Origin of the sequence: Streptococcus sp. 3109, assembly GCF_013276905.1 — a bacterium.
Classification (GTDB): domain Bacteria; phylum Bacillota; class Bacilli; order Lactobacillales; family Streptococcaceae; genus Streptococcus.
The window spans coordinates 204,080-220,960 of sequence record NZ_VMLY01000004.1 but is presented as its reverse complement, the minus strand read 5'-3'; the positions used below and the strand labels follow the sequence as shown (position 1 = coordinate 220,960).

Annotated in this window: 11 protein-coding genes, 1 pseudogene and 1 riboswitch; of the genes and pseudogenes, 1 reads left to right on the top strand and 11 read right to left on the bottom strand. The window is 40.7% G+C overall.

Annotated elements, in window-relative coordinates:
* Both HT698_RS03315 and HT698_RS03310 read right to left on the bottom strand, forming a co-directional pair.
* Positions 1-959, bottom strand: a 959-nt coding sequence (locus HT698_RS03315) for a G5 domain-containing protein (RefSeq protein ID WP_173264370.1), incomplete at its 3' end; no start/stop codon positions are given.
* 86 nt (positions 960-1,045) lie between these two features.
* Positions 1,046-6,055 (bottom strand): annotated as a pseudogene (locus HT698_RS03310) (bacterial Ig-like domain-containing protein).
* A gap of 303 nt (positions 6,056-6,358) precedes the next feature.
* On the opposite strand from HT698_RS03310, the gene HT698_RS03305 reads away from it, so the two are divergent.
* A complete protein-coding gene (locus tag HT698_RS03305; RefSeq protein ID WP_112444448.1) occupies positions 6,359-7,990 on the top strand; it encodes a Na/Pi cotransporter family protein in 1,632 nt (543 codons plus the stop codon).
* A 368-nt stretch (positions 7,991-8,358) separates the two neighbouring features.
* Here HT698_RS03305 and HT698_RS03300 read toward each other — a convergent pair whose 3' ends face one another.
* From HT698_RS03300 to HT698_RS03260, 9 genes are all read right to left on the bottom strand, one after another.
* Positions 8,359-9,966 (bottom strand): CTP synthase, encoded by a 1,608-nt coding sequence (locus HT698_RS03300; protein ID WP_057487515.1) that lies wholly within the window; start codon positions 9,964-9,966, stop codon positions 8,359-8,361.
* Positions 9,967-10,330: 364 nt separating this feature from the next.
* The gene (rpoE, locus tag HT698_RS03295; RefSeq protein ID WP_173217897.1) at positions 10,331-10,918 is read right to left on the bottom strand and encodes a DNA-directed RNA polymerase subunit delta; all 588 of its coding nucleotides are present in this window, start codon (positions 10,916-10,918) and stop codon (positions 10,331-10,333) included.
* Between the two features lie 127 nt (positions 10,919-11,045).
* Entirely contained in the window at positions 11,046-11,495 is a 450-nt protein-coding gene (locus HT698_RS03290) for a GNAT family N-acetyltransferase (protein ID WP_173218056.1), read from the bottom strand.
* 4 nt (positions 11,496-11,499) lie between these two features.
* Positions 11,500-11,919 (bottom strand): chromosome partitioning protein ParB, encoded by a 420-nt coding sequence (locus HT698_RS03285; protein WP_173217898.1) that lies wholly within the window; start codon positions 11,917-11,919, stop codon positions 11,500-11,502.
* 27 nt (positions 11,920-11,946) lie between these two features.
* Positions 11,947-12,597 carry a phosphatase PAP2 family protein gene (locus HT698_RS03280; RefSeq protein WP_112444438.1) on the bottom strand — a complete coding sequence of 217 codons (651 nt, stop codon included), beginning with the start codon at positions 12,595-12,597 and terminating at the stop codon, positions 11,947-11,949.
* The gene (locus HT698_RS03275) at positions 12,587-13,150 is read right to left on the bottom strand and encodes an ECF transporter S component (protein WP_156012675.1); all 564 of its coding nucleotides are present in this window, start codon (positions 13,148-13,150) and stop codon (positions 12,587-12,589) included. The genes HT698_RS03280 and HT698_RS03275 overlap by 11 nt, the downstream gene beginning before the upstream one ends.
* Before the next feature lie 163 nt (positions 13,151-13,313).
* Positions 13,314-13,532, bottom strand: a riboswitch (FMN riboswitch).
* Between the two features lie 59 nt (positions 13,533-13,591).
* The gene (locus HT698_RS03270) at positions 13,592-14,095 is read right to left on the bottom strand and encodes a tRNA (cytidine(34)-2'-O)-methyltransferase (protein WP_000181388.1); all 504 of its coding nucleotides are present in this window, start codon (positions 14,093-14,095) and stop codon (positions 13,592-13,594) included.
* A 192-nt stretch (positions 14,096-14,287) separates the two neighbouring features.
* Positions 14,288-15,118, bottom strand: a complete 831-nt coding sequence (locus tag HT698_RS03265) for an energy-coupling factor transporter transmembrane component T (RefSeq protein WP_084923254.1) — start codon at positions 15,116-15,118, stop codon at positions 14,288-14,290.
* A complete protein-coding gene (locus HT698_RS03260; RefSeq protein ID WP_173217900.1) occupies positions 15,103-16,785 on the bottom strand; it encodes an ABC transporter ATP-binding protein in 1,683 nt (560 codons plus the stop codon). Before HT698_RS03260 ends, HT698_RS03265 begins: the two co-directional genes overlap by 16 nt.
* Positions 16,786-16,881 lie beyond the last annotated feature (96 nt).

The window sequence follows — 16,881 nt, the reverse complement described above, 5'->3', positions numbered from 1 at the left end:
ACATCACCGTTCTCAGGGGTTACCGTATAAGATGTAGTGCGTTTCACAACATCGTTTCCGACTTTAGTAAAAACCACATCACCTTTAGTCCCAACTTCAACAACCTTCTTCTCCATCGGAACATAATTTTCAACAGTAGTTGGATTACTCAAATCACCAGTGAACTTATTGACTTCATAAGTCGTTACATTTTCACGCAAACCTTCTTTACCATTAGATTTAATATTTCTAACACCGTAATTCAAAGTGTTATTAGCAACATATTCGGTCTCTACAGCTATTTTGGAAATAGGAACCCTCTCCACATTACCAACTTTAATGATTTTTGAAATAGCTTCTTTTTCGACAGATTCAGTAAAAAGATATTCAGACGAAGAACCTCGATAATTAACACCAACTTTGGAAATGATAGTTCGAGGTAAAATAACAGTCCCGTCATCCTTATAAATAGGCTCTTCAATATTATCGTCAATCAAGATTTTCTTATGGGTGCGAGTCTCAGCTAGGATTTCATCATAAGTGGCTGGATAATTAGAGTCCCACCCTCCCGTACTCCCATCACCATAATGTTCTTTAAGTTTAGACCTATTATCTTTGATCACTTCATAAGGTCGATAGACGATTTCGTTAAGATTATCACCTAAACTATAGATTGGTGATGAACTAAGACCATGTTCGATATCAAAGATTTGTTTACCACTCTCACCTTGTCTACCATCTTCATGGTCACCTTTTGTCAAATTTGAATCACCTTCATAAATAGTATCATAATCATAATAATTGACAACTTCAATACTATGAAAATTTTCAGCCGCATAAACAGTCCCATAATCGTCATTCATAATAAAATTGACACCATCGACAAGACCAATACTCAACAAACCAACAGCTACACTAAAAAGTCCAACTGTCAATTTTCTTAAAGCATATTTTTTGCGCAAAGTATACCCACTAAACATCTTATTTTTCATAAATACAAAACCTTTCAAAAAAATAATTTTAAAGTTATTATACCAAAAAAAAAAAAAAATCTTTTATTTAATCTTCATCTTCTTTTTTTCTGTTTCAATGTCAAGGCTAAACTAGCAAAGCCAAGGCTGGCCAATCCTGCTATTAAGACTTCATTTGTAGCAACTGTCCCTGTATTTGGCAATTGTTTGCTTGCTTCTTCTGATTTAACTGCTGTATTTTGAGCTGATTTTTCCTGTGTAGCTACTACTGCTGGTTCTATTTTTACTTTTGTTCCAATTTCAACAATTTCTGGAATCGCTTCTTGGATGACTTCTGTTGAACGAAGGCGACGCTGACCGTTCCCATCAACTTCAAAGACATGTCTCAACAGACCATCTCGTCCCTGTATGATGACTCGTTGTTCCCCAACTAGCATATCAGCATTTTCATGCTCTTGACGGTCAAAAGCAACCTTTTCCTCTTGAACTTCCAATTTAGGAGCCTTTTGTTTATCAGAAGGAGGTTGATTAGTAGGTTTTGAAAGGACTGTGTTTTGTTGTTCTGGTTTAGTTGAGATAGTAACAAGGTCATTTGCACCATTAGATTCTACTCGTGGTTTTTCAGCAGATTCATAAACAAAGGCATAATGAGTAAAGTGTGGTGCTGTAAAGATGACATGACTATCCGTTTGTTCAAAAGCCAATTCTACTGCTTCTTTGCCTTCAGGTAAGAAGAAGACTTTCTTCACTTTCTTATCTTTTTCAATTGGAATTTTCACAATAGAAGCGTAAGAGAGATCAACGTCTTGACCTTTTTCATCTAGACCTTCTATTTCAAAGACATGAGCATCTTCTCCAGCAAAGTATTTCTTCTCTTCATCACTTGCTTGAACACGCTCTACTTTCAAGCCCTTGATGACAGTCTTTTCTTTATTTGAGAAGTGTACTTCAACATCTGTTTTACTATCAGAAAAGACTGCTGGTTTGTCTTCTTTCAATAAGGCAACCAGATCTTTCAAACTCTGTTTCGCTGTTGCAAGCTCTTCTGGACTCAAATCTACTTTTTCAACCAAGGCCTTGTTTTTCTCAAGAAGAGGAGCTAGGGCGGAACCTGAAGGATGGTTTGGTTTTGAAGTTAAGAGTTCTTGAGCCTCACCTGTTAAGCGATCGAGTTCTGTCTTTTCTTCCGTAAATTTCTCTTGACCATTCAGAGCTTTATGAGCTTCTGTCAATTTATTAAGTCGGTCATTAACCTGATCTTGGGTGCTAGTTTCATGGTCTTTCAACACTTGTTCAGCCGCTTCAATTGCTTTCAAGAAGGCTTCTTTTACTTCTGGTAAAGCAAAGTTATAGACCACCTTGTTCTTAGCCGCTTCAACTTCTGCTAATTTTTGTTTAAGGTACTCATCGTTCAATGCTGCTTTTGGAGATACCAAAACATCAAAGTTGACTTTATGACCTTGGTAACGAAGAGTCAAGGTTTGACGACCAGTCTTTTGAGCATGGTAACCAGTAATTTCAACTCCCTCATCAGTAAAGGAATGTTCTTCCATGGTGTCATTGCTATAAGCCACTGCAAAGCGTCCTTCAGACAAGTCTAAGCTATCACCAACTAGGTAATCTTTTTTCGGTTCCTGACTCACTTCAATTCCCAAAATAGTTTTCGGACTTGCTTCATCTTGGCTAGTGACAGTCACTGACAACTTCGCATTTACTGGTTGTCCCAAATATTGTAAAGTAAGATTTTGTTCTCCCTTATGATGCGTATCAAAGCCTGATACTGATACACCTGCGTGAGTTAGGCGAATGAGCTCGTCCTCAGCTCCTCCTTCATACTGAACTCGAAGAACACCACCTCTAAGGTCCAAATCCTCCCCTTCGGCGTAGCTTGTTTTCTTAGGTTCTGTTTCTAGGCTGACTGACTTGATTCTTCTGTCATCTTTTGGAACAGAAACTGCTAGGACATTACTAATTTCCTTGCCTGGCAACTGGGTACGATAGTAAAGAAGACCAGATTGATTTGTCAAATCCAATGGTGCACTTGCTAGGTCTCCTCCAACTTCGCTCTTCAAGGTTGCAAGCGGAGTTTGAGAATTTGGATTATCATAAACGGTAATGGTAGCTCCAGCTGGTACATCTGCAAAGCCAACTTGTACCTTGTTATTGCCTAAAGTACGAGCTGCAGTCTTGGCCATCGGAATATTGACACTTTCTGTATCAAGCTTTTCATACATTTTCCAGTTATAGATACGAATAGCCTTCCATGGAGTTCCATTGTCAGAAGTGACAACATTCAAGCGCCAATCTTGAGCTGTGATTGGTTTATCAAGGGTAATATCTGTAACATGGGCTTTATTGCCACGGACTTCCTTAGCCAACTTCCATTGACCATCCGCATCTTTATAATAGAGGTCAAAATCTTTGGTGTTCATCAAACCGTCGTTTACAGATTCTCCACCAGCTCCAGCATGGTCCATCACCCATCTAACAACTGTACGTGGCTGGGTCAAACGAATATCCACACTACCACTTAATTGTCCAGAAGACCACTTGTCTGACAGACTGGTAATGGTACCATTCAACATGCCTTCTATGCCTTCCCCACCTTCTGTTTTAGGGAAGGTACTATCAATAACTGTTGCACCTGGTACGATATTTTCAGCTAATGGTTTTGGTAGGCTGGTATCTTTTACAGTCATGCCTCAATCAAAGGTTGTGGTTGCAGCTTCTGAACGAACTCCATTTTTACCGACTGCTACAACTTTCAGTTCTTGAGTTGTACCTTGAGCACTTGCTGAACGGCTAACTTTTGGTAGATAAATAGTTGTAGAAGATGAGCCAGTTAGTAATTTCCAGCTGTCTCCATCTTTTTCGTAAACTTCATAGAAATCTGCATCCTTGTTGCCTTTAAATTGCACGACTGCTTCTGCTTCTTGGGCATTTTTTAGGACTTGTTTGGCTACAGCTACTGTGGTTGGTGCCTGAGGAGCATCTTGATTATTGCTGATGGTCAATTGCCCCAAGTTAAATTGATAACCTTTTAAGTCTTTATCATTTTCAAAATAGAGTTTAATACCGTAAATTGTTTTACCTGCCAAGGCACTCAAATCAAAATCATCGGTAGTCCAGTTATCTGAAACTGTCAATTCTTTACGGGCAGCTTCATCACCGTAGGTATAATCTTTCTTGGTTGCAAATTCTACATAAACCTTGGTCCCTTTGCCTCCTTTGTGGGCAACATGCAATTTGGTGGTATCTGTCACCTTCAAGCGAGTAGAGTACAAATTCACATCTTGCTTGGTCGCACCTGAAAGATCCCCTGCAAATTTGAGAGAAGTTCCACCATTATAAGCATCTTCAAAATCATAGCTTGCTTTCAACTTATCGCCAGTTGATTTTTGCCACCAGCGCCATGTTGGAAGAACACCTGAAACTGAACGGTAATTCCACTCAGAATCCTTAGAAACCTTACCATCTACGAACCATTTTCTACCATGACCTGTATTAAAAGAAGTAGTAAAAGTATTACCTACTGCTGGCGTACGGTCCGCAACTAGGTTAGCAATCCCATACCAATCTTTATCACCTGGTTTTTGGCCAGTAGGATCACCTTGGTAACCTGTAAAGAAGATATCTTCATTCTTATGATAATCTTCACCAGTTTTTCCTAAACTTGTAATGGTATCTGGGGCGAACAAACCAAGAGAAAGGCGTAATTTCCCATTTTCATCTAAAATGTCATTCCACTTAACCTTGGTCTTGTAGGAACCACCCTGTTGCAATTCCAAACCTGCAAATACATCATAAGGATTACGACCAATCCAGTTGGCAGTTGCAATAGTGTAATCATTTTTAGCCTTATCCCAGTTAAAGTTAGCAAAGAAGTTATCTGCTGGAACCTTATCTCCCTCAGGTTGCATGAATTGGTAGTTGTATTCTCCCAAACCATCTTGGTGGTAACGTCCATAGTTATAGGTCATAGCATCGTACCAAGAATACTTGATTGGATGGTTTACCTTAGCAGCATACTCCTTGGTATAGAGCATAAACTGGCGCATCTTTTCTCCAAGAGGTTCAACCAAATCCCCAGTTGTTTCTTGGTTGATGAAATAGCCATCATAGCCATAATACTTGGCCATATCCACCAATTTACGGGCAATTGGGAAGCTACCATCTGAGTCTTGCTTCAAAGCTTCAGCGAATTTTTCTTGATCTGCAATACTATTAGACCAGTTGAAGAAGAGTGTACCATATACAGGAACCCCGTTACGGTGACCTGCATCAATAACGTCAGGCGTTGGTACGAGACCTTCCCAGAAGACCATTGAATCTAGATATTGCCAATAGTCAAAAGCATAGGCCTTGAACTCTTCTCCACCAACAGAAGCATGGTCTTTTGCTTTAGAATTGGTGTTTGATAGGGCTTGAACTTTTGCTTCCTTGCTAGCTTTTTCATTAACCAAATGACCTGTCCGACGTGAAGCGAGGGCGACAGACCCGCGGTTAATAGCATCATCTTCACGAGCACCTGGTTCCCATTTTAACAATTCTTCCCAAGAATTAAATTTGATTTCCTTTGGTTTTAATGTTTTGTCCGTATTTTTAGGGACATCTGGCTGGACTTCTTTTTCAGTCTTATTAGCTTCTGCTGCTGGCTTAGACTCATCTCCTTGGCTAGTTGCTTCAGGCTTTGCTTCCGTTTCCTTGTCAGACTTTGGTTTTGCTTCTGCAGATGGTGTTTCTGCAGCCACCTCACTTGGTTTTTCCTCTGATTTAGCTACGCTTACTGCCTCTGCAGTTTCAGTAGTTGCAGCTTCATTGCTTGCTGGCGAAGCAGTGTCAGATGCTGTCGCTACTCCTTCTGCCTTTTCTGGCTTATTTTCTCTAGCATGTTCTCCTTCATTCTGCTGATCAACTTCATTGGCCGAATGCTCACTCTCCCCTGAAACAAGCTCTGTATTGACTCCGCTATTTTCAGGAACTGCAGTTTCTTCTGCCAAGGCTGGACCAGCAAATAAAACAGCCCCAATCATCAGCGAGCAGGCTCCTACTGATAACTTACGAATACTGTACCGACAACGTCTTTCAAAAAATGAATTCTTCATTTTCTCCTCCTAAAAGATTGATTTTATTATTTTAAAGAAAGCGCTTAACTTTCTTCGTAAAATTTTTATCCCAATCACAGGGATTAAGATAATTTCTCCCTAATTTTAAAATATTTCTTTTAAATGTCAATATATAAAAGGAAATATCTATATCTAGGTTAGAAATTGGTAAAATTAATATAATTAAGGCCTTTTCTCACGAATTTTCTTTCTAAAATCTTAGCTTAACACTTGTTAGATTTACTTTTATCCTTTAAAATAGAATAGGAGAAATTCCGTTATTATTTTTCGGAGGAAAAAGAAATGTCCATTAATTGGCAGGAAATTTTATTTCACTTTTTAGGTGGTCTGGGACTATTCTTATATAGTATCAAGACCATGGGAGACGGTTTGCAGCAAGCTGCTGGAGATCGCCTTCGTTTTTACATTGACAAGTATACTAGTAATCCTTTCTTTGGAGTTCTGGTTGGTATTGGGATGACTGCTCTAATTCAGTCTAGTTCTGGTGTAACAGTTATCACAGTCGGTCTGGTCAGTGCCGGTCTCCTAACCTTACGTCAGGCTATCGGGATTGTCATGGGGGCTAATATTGGGACAACAGTCACATCCTTTCTTATTGGGTTTAAACTAGGTGACTATGCCCTGCCTATGCTCTTTATCGGTGCTGTCTGCCTCTTCTTTACAAAAAATCGGACAGTCAATAATATCGGACGCATCCTCTTTGGTGTCGGTGGTATCTTTTTTGCCCTCAATCTCATGAGTGGCGCAATGGCTCCACTCAAAGATTTACAGGTCTTTAAAGACTATATGATTGAGCTAAGTAAGAATCCTGTTTTGGGTGTCTTTGTCGGTACCGGCTTGACCTTACTGATTCAAGCTTCCTCGGCTACCATCGGGATTTTACAAAACCTCTACGCCAGCAACCTCATTGACCTGCAAGGAGCTTTGCCAGTTCTATTTGGTGACAATATCGGGACAACCATTACAGCCATCATTGCCTCTTTAGGTGCTAATATTGCAGCTAAACGGGTAGCAGGTGCCCATGTCGCCTTTAACGTGATTGGTACGGTTATCTGTATTGTCTTCCTTGTACCTTTCACTGGCTTGATTCATTGGTTTGAATCTACGCTAAATCTAGCACCGGAAATGACCATCGCCTTTGCTCATGGAACCTTTAATATTACCAATACCATTGTCCAATTTCCATTTATCGGAGCTCTGGCTTACTTTGTAACCAAGATTATTCCTGGAGAGGACGAGATTGTCAAATACGAACCCTTATATCTTGATGAACATTTCATCAAACAAGCCCCATCTATCGCTCTCGGAAATGCTAAGAAAGAGCTCTTGCACTTAGGAAACTACGCTGCTAAAGCCTTTGACCTTTCCTATAAGTATATCATTGACTTGGATGAAAAAGTTGCTGAAAAAGGGCATAAAACCGAAGAAGCAATTAACACCATCGATGAGCAATTAACACGTTATCTCATTGCCCTTTCAAGCGAAGCTCTCAGTCAAAAAGAAAGCGAAGTACTCACCAATATCCTTGATTCCTCCCGTGATTTGGAACGGATTGGAGACCACGCGGAGGCTCTACTCAATCTGACTGACTATCTTCAACGGAAAAATGTTGAATTTTCTGATGCCGCCTTGAAAGAATTAGAGGAAGTTTACCGCCAAACTAGTGACTTTATCAAAGATGCTCTGGATAGTGTGGAAAACAATGATATTGAAAAAGCACGCAGTCTTGTAGAACGTCATGAAGCAATCAATAAGATAGAACGTGTTCTCAGAAAAACCCACATCAAACGCCTCAATAAAGGCGAATGTTCAACACAAGCTGGGGTAAACTTTATCGATATCATCTCACACTACACTCGTGTATCAGACCACGCTATGAACCTTGCTGAAAAGGTTTTTGCAGAACAAATCTAAAAACCAAGAAGCTATCCTGAATGGGATGGCTTTTTGCTTTTCCTAAGCAAGACTAGGCTGAATGAAACTGAGAGAGTATTCTGCAGATATAGTGGATTAAATTAAAAAAGTATAGTGTATTGAATCTATAACAGTACACCTTGACTGCTAAAATATTTCTAGAAATTGATTTGGCTTTCCGAATTAATTTGTTCAGATTTTATTTCACTTCAATATACTGATAAATCCATTCACTAGCACAGGGCAAGAGGGAGTCGCTATTGATTTCAACGGTAGCAGGTACATACAGAGGACTCCTAACTCAGATATACTGCAATATCATTGTATGCAAAAAACCTCTGAGATTCTTCTCAAAGGTTCTGATTTTGCTAATTGCTGTTCTCAACCGCTGCAGTAATAAAGGCAGTGTAGAGTTCTTCTGGACGATTTGGACGACTTGACAGTTCAGGGTGATACTGACACGCTACAAAGAATTTATTTTCAGGAATTTCCACGATTTCTACCAGACGATTGTCTGGAGACACTCCTGAAAAGACAAAGCCTGCTGCCTCAAACTGCTCACGGAATGCATTGTTAAACTCATAGCGGTGACGGTGACGGCGTTGCACCACTTCTTGATTGTGATATGCAGCTGCTGCCTTAGAGCCACGTTTCAACTTAGATGGATAAAGCCCCAAACGAAGGGTGCCCCCCATATCCTCAACATCAATCTGATCACGCATAATATCAATGATAGGGTATTTTGTTTCTGGTGCAAGCTCTGCAGAATTGGCACCTTCGAGACCTAAAACGTGACGAGCAAATTCGATACAAGTCAACTGCATTCCCAAGCAGACACCTAACATTGGAACATCATTTTCACGCGCATAGCGAATGGCTTGGATTTTCCCTTCCGTACCACGTTGACCAAAACCACCTGGTACAATGATTCCGTCCGCATCAGACAAAAGCTCTGCCACATTCTCTGCTGTCACATCATTGGCATTAATCCAATTGATTTTAACTTCTGCGTCATTGGCATAACCAGAGTGTTTCAAGGCTTCAACCACAGAAATGTAGGCATCTTGCAACTCAACATACTTACCGACAAGGGAAATCTTGACTTGTTTCTTAAGGTTCATGACCTTGTCCACCATGGCTGACCATTCTGTCATATCCGCTACTGGTGCATCTAATTTCAGGTGGTCACAAACAATTTGGTCCATACCTTGAGCCTGCAAGTTCAATGGAATTTGGTAAAGGTGTTCAACATCCAACGATTCGATAACGGCTTCTGGTGCCACATCACAGAACTGGGCTAGTTTGTTTTTAATTCCTTGACCAGCCGGCTCTTCTGTACGAATAACCAACATATTTGGTTGGATTCCCAATCCACGCAATTCTTTTACAGAGTGTTGAGTTGGTTTGGTCTTCATTTCACCAGCAGCCTTGAGGTAAGGAAGCAAGGTTGTATGGATGTACATAACATTATCCGCCCCCACATCTGCCTTCATCTGACGAAGGGCCTCTAAGAATGGCAAGGACTCGATATCTCCTACTGTTCCACCAACCTCTGTGATAATGACATCAGAGTCGGTCGTTAGAGCGGCACGCTTGATTTTTTCTTTCAAAGCATCTGTGATATGAGGAATGACCTGAACGGTTGCCCCAAGGTATTCTCCACGGCGTTCTTTACGAAGCACTTCACTGTAAATTTTACCAGTTGTCACGTTGGAATATTTGTTGAGATTGATATCGATGAAACGTTCATAGTGACCCAAGTCCAAATCTGTCTCAGCTCCGTCATCTGTCACAAAAACTTCCCCGTGCTGGTAAGGACTCATAGTTCCCGGATCAATATTGATATAAGGGTCAAACTTTTGAATGGTTACTTTGAGACCACGATTTTTCAAGAGACGACCCAGACTCGCTGCGACAATCCCTTTCCCAATAGACGACACCACACCACCAGTTACAAAAATATATTTCGTAGACATAGATTCCTCTTTCTAAAATGCTCAAGGTCTTGCTAACTACGTGGGGACATAGAAAACAAGACCCTACTAATAAGAATAATCTGGGACAACTGCACCAGATTCACAACTAATACTCTTCGAAAATCTCTTCAAACCGCGTCAACGTCGCCTTGCCGTAGATATGTGTTCCTGACTTTGTCAGTCNNGAGCAACCTGCGGCTAGTTTCCTAGTTTGCTCTTTGATTTTCATTGAGTATAAAATACAAGAAGATAACTTCTTGAAAAAACAAAAATAGCTCCCTAAGAACTAGGGAGCCCCGACCTCTAAAAGAGGTGCCCGAACAATATGATACCTAAAAATAGGATAATTGTCAATACCTAACTTTTATTCCTCGCTGGTTTCAGCATCATCTTCTGAGAACTCGTCATCCTCCTCGTTGAGATCCACGTCTTCACCCAAGTCATCAGGGGCGATTTCGTTGATTTCTGCATCATAAGCTTCCACTTCATTTTTCTCATCATCTGGATTTTCATCATCATATGAAAGAGCTGGATCTGCTTCGTATGCATCTTCGTCTTCTGGATCATCTGCATTGTAGTCAATAGCATCTGAATCGCCGTCCATAAAGGCATTGATGCGTTTTTTCTTAGCTTTTGGTGCTACTTCATCGTCATCATTTTCCTCAAGAGCGATAATTTCTTCATCGATTTCATCCACACCATACCATGAACGAAGACCCCATTTGTTGTCTCCAAGTGAGATGAAGCTACCGTCAAAGTTCAACTCTGTGTAGAACAAAGGCAAGGCTTCACGGATATCGCTGTTTGATGTTCCAAGGTAGTTTTGAATTTCGTTTACAAGATCGCTAAAATGCATCTCATGATCACGACCACGAAGTTCCAAGATAGCACGCGCTACCTCAATCATAGATAGTTCACTTTTTTCTTGCCCAGTAAATACTTCTAATTCCAAAGCGTTTCTCCTCATTTATACTACTATCGCCAGAGCGAACAGACTCTGACCTCATTTTATCATTTACTCTTTATTTTACGATAATTTTGCGGAATAGTCAAAGGTTAAGGGGGAGAAAGTGGCAGGATTAGACTAATTTCAGTACAAAACTCCTTCCTTTTTCTGTTGCTCCATTTTCCACAAATCCAAGCGACTTGAAACACCTCCTAGAAGCATGATTGTAGGTGTAGATTTCCTTGACTCTCAATTCTTTCCATCCTTTTACTCGAGCCAATTCAATCAAAGTACTTAGAATCTTTTTTCCAAGTCCTCGATGTTGGTAAGCGGAACTCCCAATCACAATGGGGAGATTATCCTGAGATAGTGTAACATCCCCAATTGGAAACCATTCTCCCTTCTCCTTGACTTCAATCCAAAAAAGTTCACCATGCTGATCCAAATAGGAATACATGGCTTCCAAAGTTTCTTGACTATAAGGAAGCTTCACCCCATCTACGAGGTAAACCAAGTCCACATTCTGATACCAAGCAAAAGCTTCCTCACAATGATTGACCTTACAATAAGGAACAAGACGCAGTGCATTATCTATTTGTAAGATCTCTTTCATCTGCTTTCCTTTTCAATAAGAGAGTTGCTGCTTGATTAAAACCATCACACCAGTTATACCATTTTGCTTCATACTCACCTTGAGGTAAGATATGATTTTTTAAATCCAGAACAGAGTAAATCTTTCTTTCCTCACAAGCTTGCGCATAGAGATGATATAGTTCATCACCGCCGTCTCTATCCCACTCAGCAGAAATCGTATCCCGACCTGCCAATAAAGCCTGATAAGCCCTGTGATGCCCATCTGTAATCAACAAGCAATCTCCGAACGCAAGAATACTGATTGGAGCAACATTGATTATTTCTGCCGACTGATAAAGTGTCTGGATGCCTGCTAGTTTCTTTTCTGATAAGTATAGTTGAGTCGGATGGAGATCTTTTATATTGACTTTCATTTCTTTCTCCTCAAGGGAATTCGATACTCACTTCTGCTTGCCTTTAAATCGCCATTGGAAGCGGAGCTTGTCATAGAAGGGAAACTCTATAAACAGGACTCCCAAGCCCACACAGAGACTGGCAAGAACGTCTGATGGATAATGAACTCCCAGATAGACCCTTGATACCAACACACTGACTAGGTAGAGGCCAAGGACGATTTGTACGATTTTTCTCTCGACCGAATCTTTAATCCGCTGACTAAGAATAACAATCAGAGAACCGACCATCAAGGTTACAGCCAGAGAATGGCCACTTGGGAAGGAAAATCCCTTCTCATCTACCAAGTGTAAAATAGCTGGTCGTGGGCGCTGGTAAATATTTTTAAAGGTCACGATTAAAAGACCTGCCAAAGCCAGATTTCCCAGCATGAAGAAACTTTCTATCTTCCACCGCTTACGATAAAAGACAAAAGCTGTAATAACAACCCAAGTGATAATCACCGGAATATCAATCAAGCGTGTGATGGCTCGGAAAAGAATAGTCAAATAATCTGGTAAGTCTCCTCGAACGGCAGTCTGTATCGGTTGGTCAAAACCGACCAGCGTTTCAGGGTAAAATTTGACCATGTAGCCAAGAATAACGAAAAGTAAAAGGGCAAAACTGCCCTTCATTAAAAATGTTTGTTTATCTTTCATAGTGTTTTAAGGTTGGTTTCAAAAGGACGTACAACAACCAGAATGAAACGGAAAAGATTACACCCTCAATCAAGTTAAAAGGTAATACCATGGTCATTAGGTAGTTGGACAGTCCCAAAATTTTTCCAATATCAAAGTTAGCAAACTTAGCGTACAAAGGAACAGCATAAACATAGTTGAGAACCAACATAGCCACGGTCAAGCCAATAGTTCCAGCTAGAGATCCTAGTAGGAAACGAAGGGTTGTCCGTTCCTTTTTCCAAATCAAAGCAAATACGATGACAAAAATTCCCAAAGCCACGATATTCATCGGCAAGCCAATGTAAGTATTCACTCCCTGACTGTTAAGAAGCAATTTCAAGAGTGAGCGAAGCAAGAGAACTCCTAGAGCAGCAGGCAAATCCATGACCACCAGACCCACAAGGACGGGCAAGATACTAAATTCGATCTTGAGGAAGGATGCCGCTGGTAAGAGCGGAAAGTCAAAGTACATCAGCACAAATGAGATGGCTGATAAGATTGCAATGGTCGAAAGTCGACGTGTGTTTGTCATAACAGGTTCCTCCAATTTTCTATAAAATCAGAAGAAGTTAGAAAGGATTCCTCTATCTATTCTCACTTTTTATATCCCAAAAGTTCCCTCTCACTCTATTAAGGAAATTCAAGTAAGCGGTTACAGTTTAGCTATAAATCTATCAGAACAGACAAAGCTATTCTTTCGTCTTCTCCCATCCAGACTATACTGTCGGTTGTGGAATCTCACCACATCAGCTTGCGCTCGCGGACTTATTTGGCTAAGATATTTTAGATTTATCTAGGCGTCGCAGTCGAAGATAATACTTAAAGTATATCGAGACAAGACAACGACGAGAAAGCTAAAATAGATAGTCAAATTTACCGCCGGTCGGGAATCACACCCTGCCCTGAAGACTCTTTTATCATAACAAAAAACGCTTGCAAGCGCAAGCATTTTGTTCATTTTCATTTTCATTTTTTATTTCAATTTATCCACTTCATAGGTATGAACAAGCTCAAGACCTGCAAAGTTCTGTTGACGGAGGGCTTCGTAGACAATCATGCAGACGGTATTCGACACATTGAGACTGCGGACATGTTCATCATTCATAGGAATACGGAGAGCCTTCTCAGGATGTTCGCGCATAAAGTCCTCAGGCAAGCCCTTGTCTTCACGTCCAAAGAGGAAATAGTGGTCCTCGTCAGTCGATAAATCCACCTCAGAATAGACTTTTTCAGCGAATTTCGAAATTAGATAGAGTTTTCCCTTCATCTGAGACATGAAATCTTCCAAACTCTCGTAAAAATAAATCTCTAGCTTATCCCAATAATCCAACCCAGCCCGCTTCATCTTGCGGTCATCGATAGGAAAGCCCATGGGCTTGATGATGTGGAGGGGAGAATTGGTTGCAGCGCAAGTACGCGCGATATTGCCTGTATTTTGTGGAATTTGTGGCTCAAATAATACAATGTGATTTGTCATGACTTGCTTCCTTTCACCATTGCAAAAAAATAGCCACACTGCCCGGAGTCAAGCTCAGCAAACAGCGTGGTTAAGGCATCGTTAACTTACCTCACAACAGGTTTGAAGTAAATCAGCGAAACTACTTTCTTAGTATAACACTTTCAGAATCATTGTCAATAGAAACGACTTGATTTTTTCAATTTTTTCAAGCTATTTCCAAGGGTTGTAAAATCGTCCCTGATTCTGCAAGATAAGTAGTAAACTAGCTACTAAAAACAAGGCTGCCAAGAACAAGGTAAGATAGTCTCCTTTTTTCAAGGCCTGATAACTATACCAAGTGCGTTTTTTCTCTTTCCCAAAGCGACGAAGCTCCATGGCGGTCGCGATGGTATCAATGCGTTCTAGCGAGCTAAAAATCAAGGGAGTGATAATGCGCAGATTGCCTTTGATTCGTTGCATTAGAGAAGCTTTCTTGGATAATTCCATCCCACGCGCTTCCTGAGACATCTTGATGGTAAAGAATTCTTCCTGCAAATCTGGAATATAGCGCAAGGTCAGGCTGACTGAATAGGCAATCTTATAAGGCACACCGATTTGATTTAAACTGGAAGCAAACTGACTAGGGTGGGTTGTCATCAAAAAGATAATAGCCAGAGGAATGGTGCAAAGGTACTTAATGGCCAGATTTAGCAGATAAAAGAGCTCCTGGCTGGTTAGAGTGTAGGACCCGATTCCCTGCCAAATCACACTTCTCTCTCCGTAAAGTCCAACCCCATACTCAGGAGAAAAGAGATAGACCATCAAGACGTTTAAAACGGCAAATACCGTCGCAAAAACTGCTACAAAGGAAACATCTTTAAAACGGATTTCTGACAAATAGAGGAGAAAGACCGAAAAAATAGCAATCAGAACAAGCAGTCTGGTATCATAGCTAATCATGGCAGCCAATGACACGAGAATGAAAAAGAGGAGTTTACCAGCTCCTGACAAGCGATGAATCACAGTATCTCTATGCTGGTAACCAATTAATTTAGCTTGCATCCTTCTCTCCTTTCTTTGTAAAATGCCGTTAAAGCAAGTGGATCCACGTCTAGTTTCTTGGCCAAGTTGAAGATTGAAGTTTCTTTTAGGTTGGCTTTTACTAACAGCTCAGGATTGCTCAAAAGACTAGCTGGATCGGTATCGGCAATCAATTCTCCATCAACCATGACAAGAGCACGATCAGAATAATCCAGCATCAATTGCATATCATGGGTAATCATGACAATGGTATGACCTTTTTGATGCAGTTCTTCAAGAAATTCCATAATCTCAGTATAGTTCTTCTGGTCTTGGCCTGCAGTCGGTTCATCTAGGAGAATAATTTCAGCTCCTAAGACCAAAATTGAAGCAATGGTGACACGTTTTTTCTGACCAAATGACAGGGCAGAAATGGGCCAATTACGGAATTCAAAAAGACCGCAGATTTTCAAGGTTTCATAGACTCTCGTTTCAATTTCCTTCTCATCCACACCTCGCAAACGGAGTCCTAGAGCCACCTCATCAAAAATCATATTAGTTGAAATCATTTGATTGGGATTTTGCAGCACATAGCCTACTCGTTCCGCCCGCTCTGCAACAGAATCTCCTTTTATATCCTGACCTTTCCAAAGATAAGAACCTTCCGTCTGGATAAAGCTACTTAAGGCCTTGGCAAGGGTTGATTTCCCAGCCCCATTTTTCCCGACAATGGCAATCTTTTCACCCTTTTTAATATCCAAATGTAGGGACTTTAAAATCGGTCTATCATCATAAGAAAATGGCACGTCCTCTAATCTAAAGAGTGACTGCAATTCTGGGCTTTCTTTTACCAGTTCATTCTGCAACTGAACCTGACCTTTTGAGATAGACAAGTTATCCAGATTTGCTAATTGTTCTTCCTTAGCTAAATCCACACCTAATTGACGGAGAGTAGTTAGATAAAGGGGTTCGCGAATTCCATTTTGGGTCAACAAATCAGTCGCCAATAACTGATCAGGACTCCCATTAAAGAGGATACGGCCATCGTTTATCAAGACAATCCGATCCACAGGACGATGCAGAACGTCCTCCAAACGGTGCTCGATAATAAGAGTCGTCGTCCCCTCCTCCTTATGAATCTGATCAATCAATTCGATAATATCCTGACCTGACTTGGGATCCAGATTGGCGAGTGGCTCATCAAACAAGAGAATCGGACTCTCATCAATCAAGACACCAGCCAGACTGACTCGCTGCTTTTGTCCACCTGACAAATCCTGGGGACGCTGAGACAGTAAAGAAAGAAGGTCCAGCTTTTCAGCCCATTTATGAACACGGCTTTTCATCTCTTCTAGGGCTGTCACATCATTTTCCAGAGCAAAAGCCAAATCTTCTGCCACGGACAAGCCGATAAACTGCCCATCTGTATCCTGTAAAACTGTGCTGACTAAATGAGATTTATCATAGATGCTCATATCAAAGGCTGCTTGACTCTTGATCAAAAATTCTCCAGACATCTGACCCTTGTAAATATTGGGAATAATACCATTCAAACACTGACCCAAGGTAGATTTACCTGACCCAGATGGTCCAACAATTAAGACTTTCTCTCCCTTGTAAATGGTCAAGTCTACCCCTTGCAAGGTCGGTTCTTGTTGTGTTTCATACCGGAAAGAGAAATCCTTCCACTCAATTATAGCTTCTTTCATCTTACTCTCTTCATTCGCTTCTTAGACTTCTATTTTATCATAAATCGAACCCTTCTTGCAGTCTCTTCTCTTAAAATCTTAGCGCCAAAAAGATTC

Coding starts and splice junctions, on each gene's coding strand:
- HT698_RS03280 (WP_112444438.1), bottom strand. CDS start 12,597: ATGAAAGATAAACAAACATTTTTAATGAAGGGCAGTTTTGCCCTTTTA.
- HT698_RS03300 (WP_057487515.1), bottom strand. CDS start 9,966: ATGTCTACGAAATATATTTTTGTAACTGGTGGTGTGGTGTCGTCTATT.
- HT698_RS03265 (WP_084923254.1), bottom strand. CDS start 15,118: ATGCAAGCTAAATTAATTGGTTACCAGCATAGAGATACTGTGATTCAT.
- HT698_RS03285 (WP_173217898.1), bottom strand. CDS start 11,919: ATGAAAGTCAATATAAAAGATCTCCATCCGACTCAACTATACTTATCA.
- HT698_RS03305 (WP_112444448.1), top strand. CDS start 6,359: ATGTCCATTAATTGGCAGGAAATTTTATTTCACTTTTTAGGTGGTCTG.
- HT698_RS03270 (WP_000181388.1), bottom strand. CDS start 14,095: ATGACAAATCACATTGTATTATTTGAGCCACAAATTCCACAAAATACA.
- HT698_RS03260 (WP_173217900.1), bottom strand. CDS start 16,785: ATGAAAGAAGCTATAATTGAGTGGAAGGATTTCTCTTTCCGGTATGAA.
- HT698_RS03275 (WP_156012675.1), bottom strand. CDS start 13,150: ATGACAAACACACGTCGACTTTCGACCATTGCAATCTTATCAGCCATC.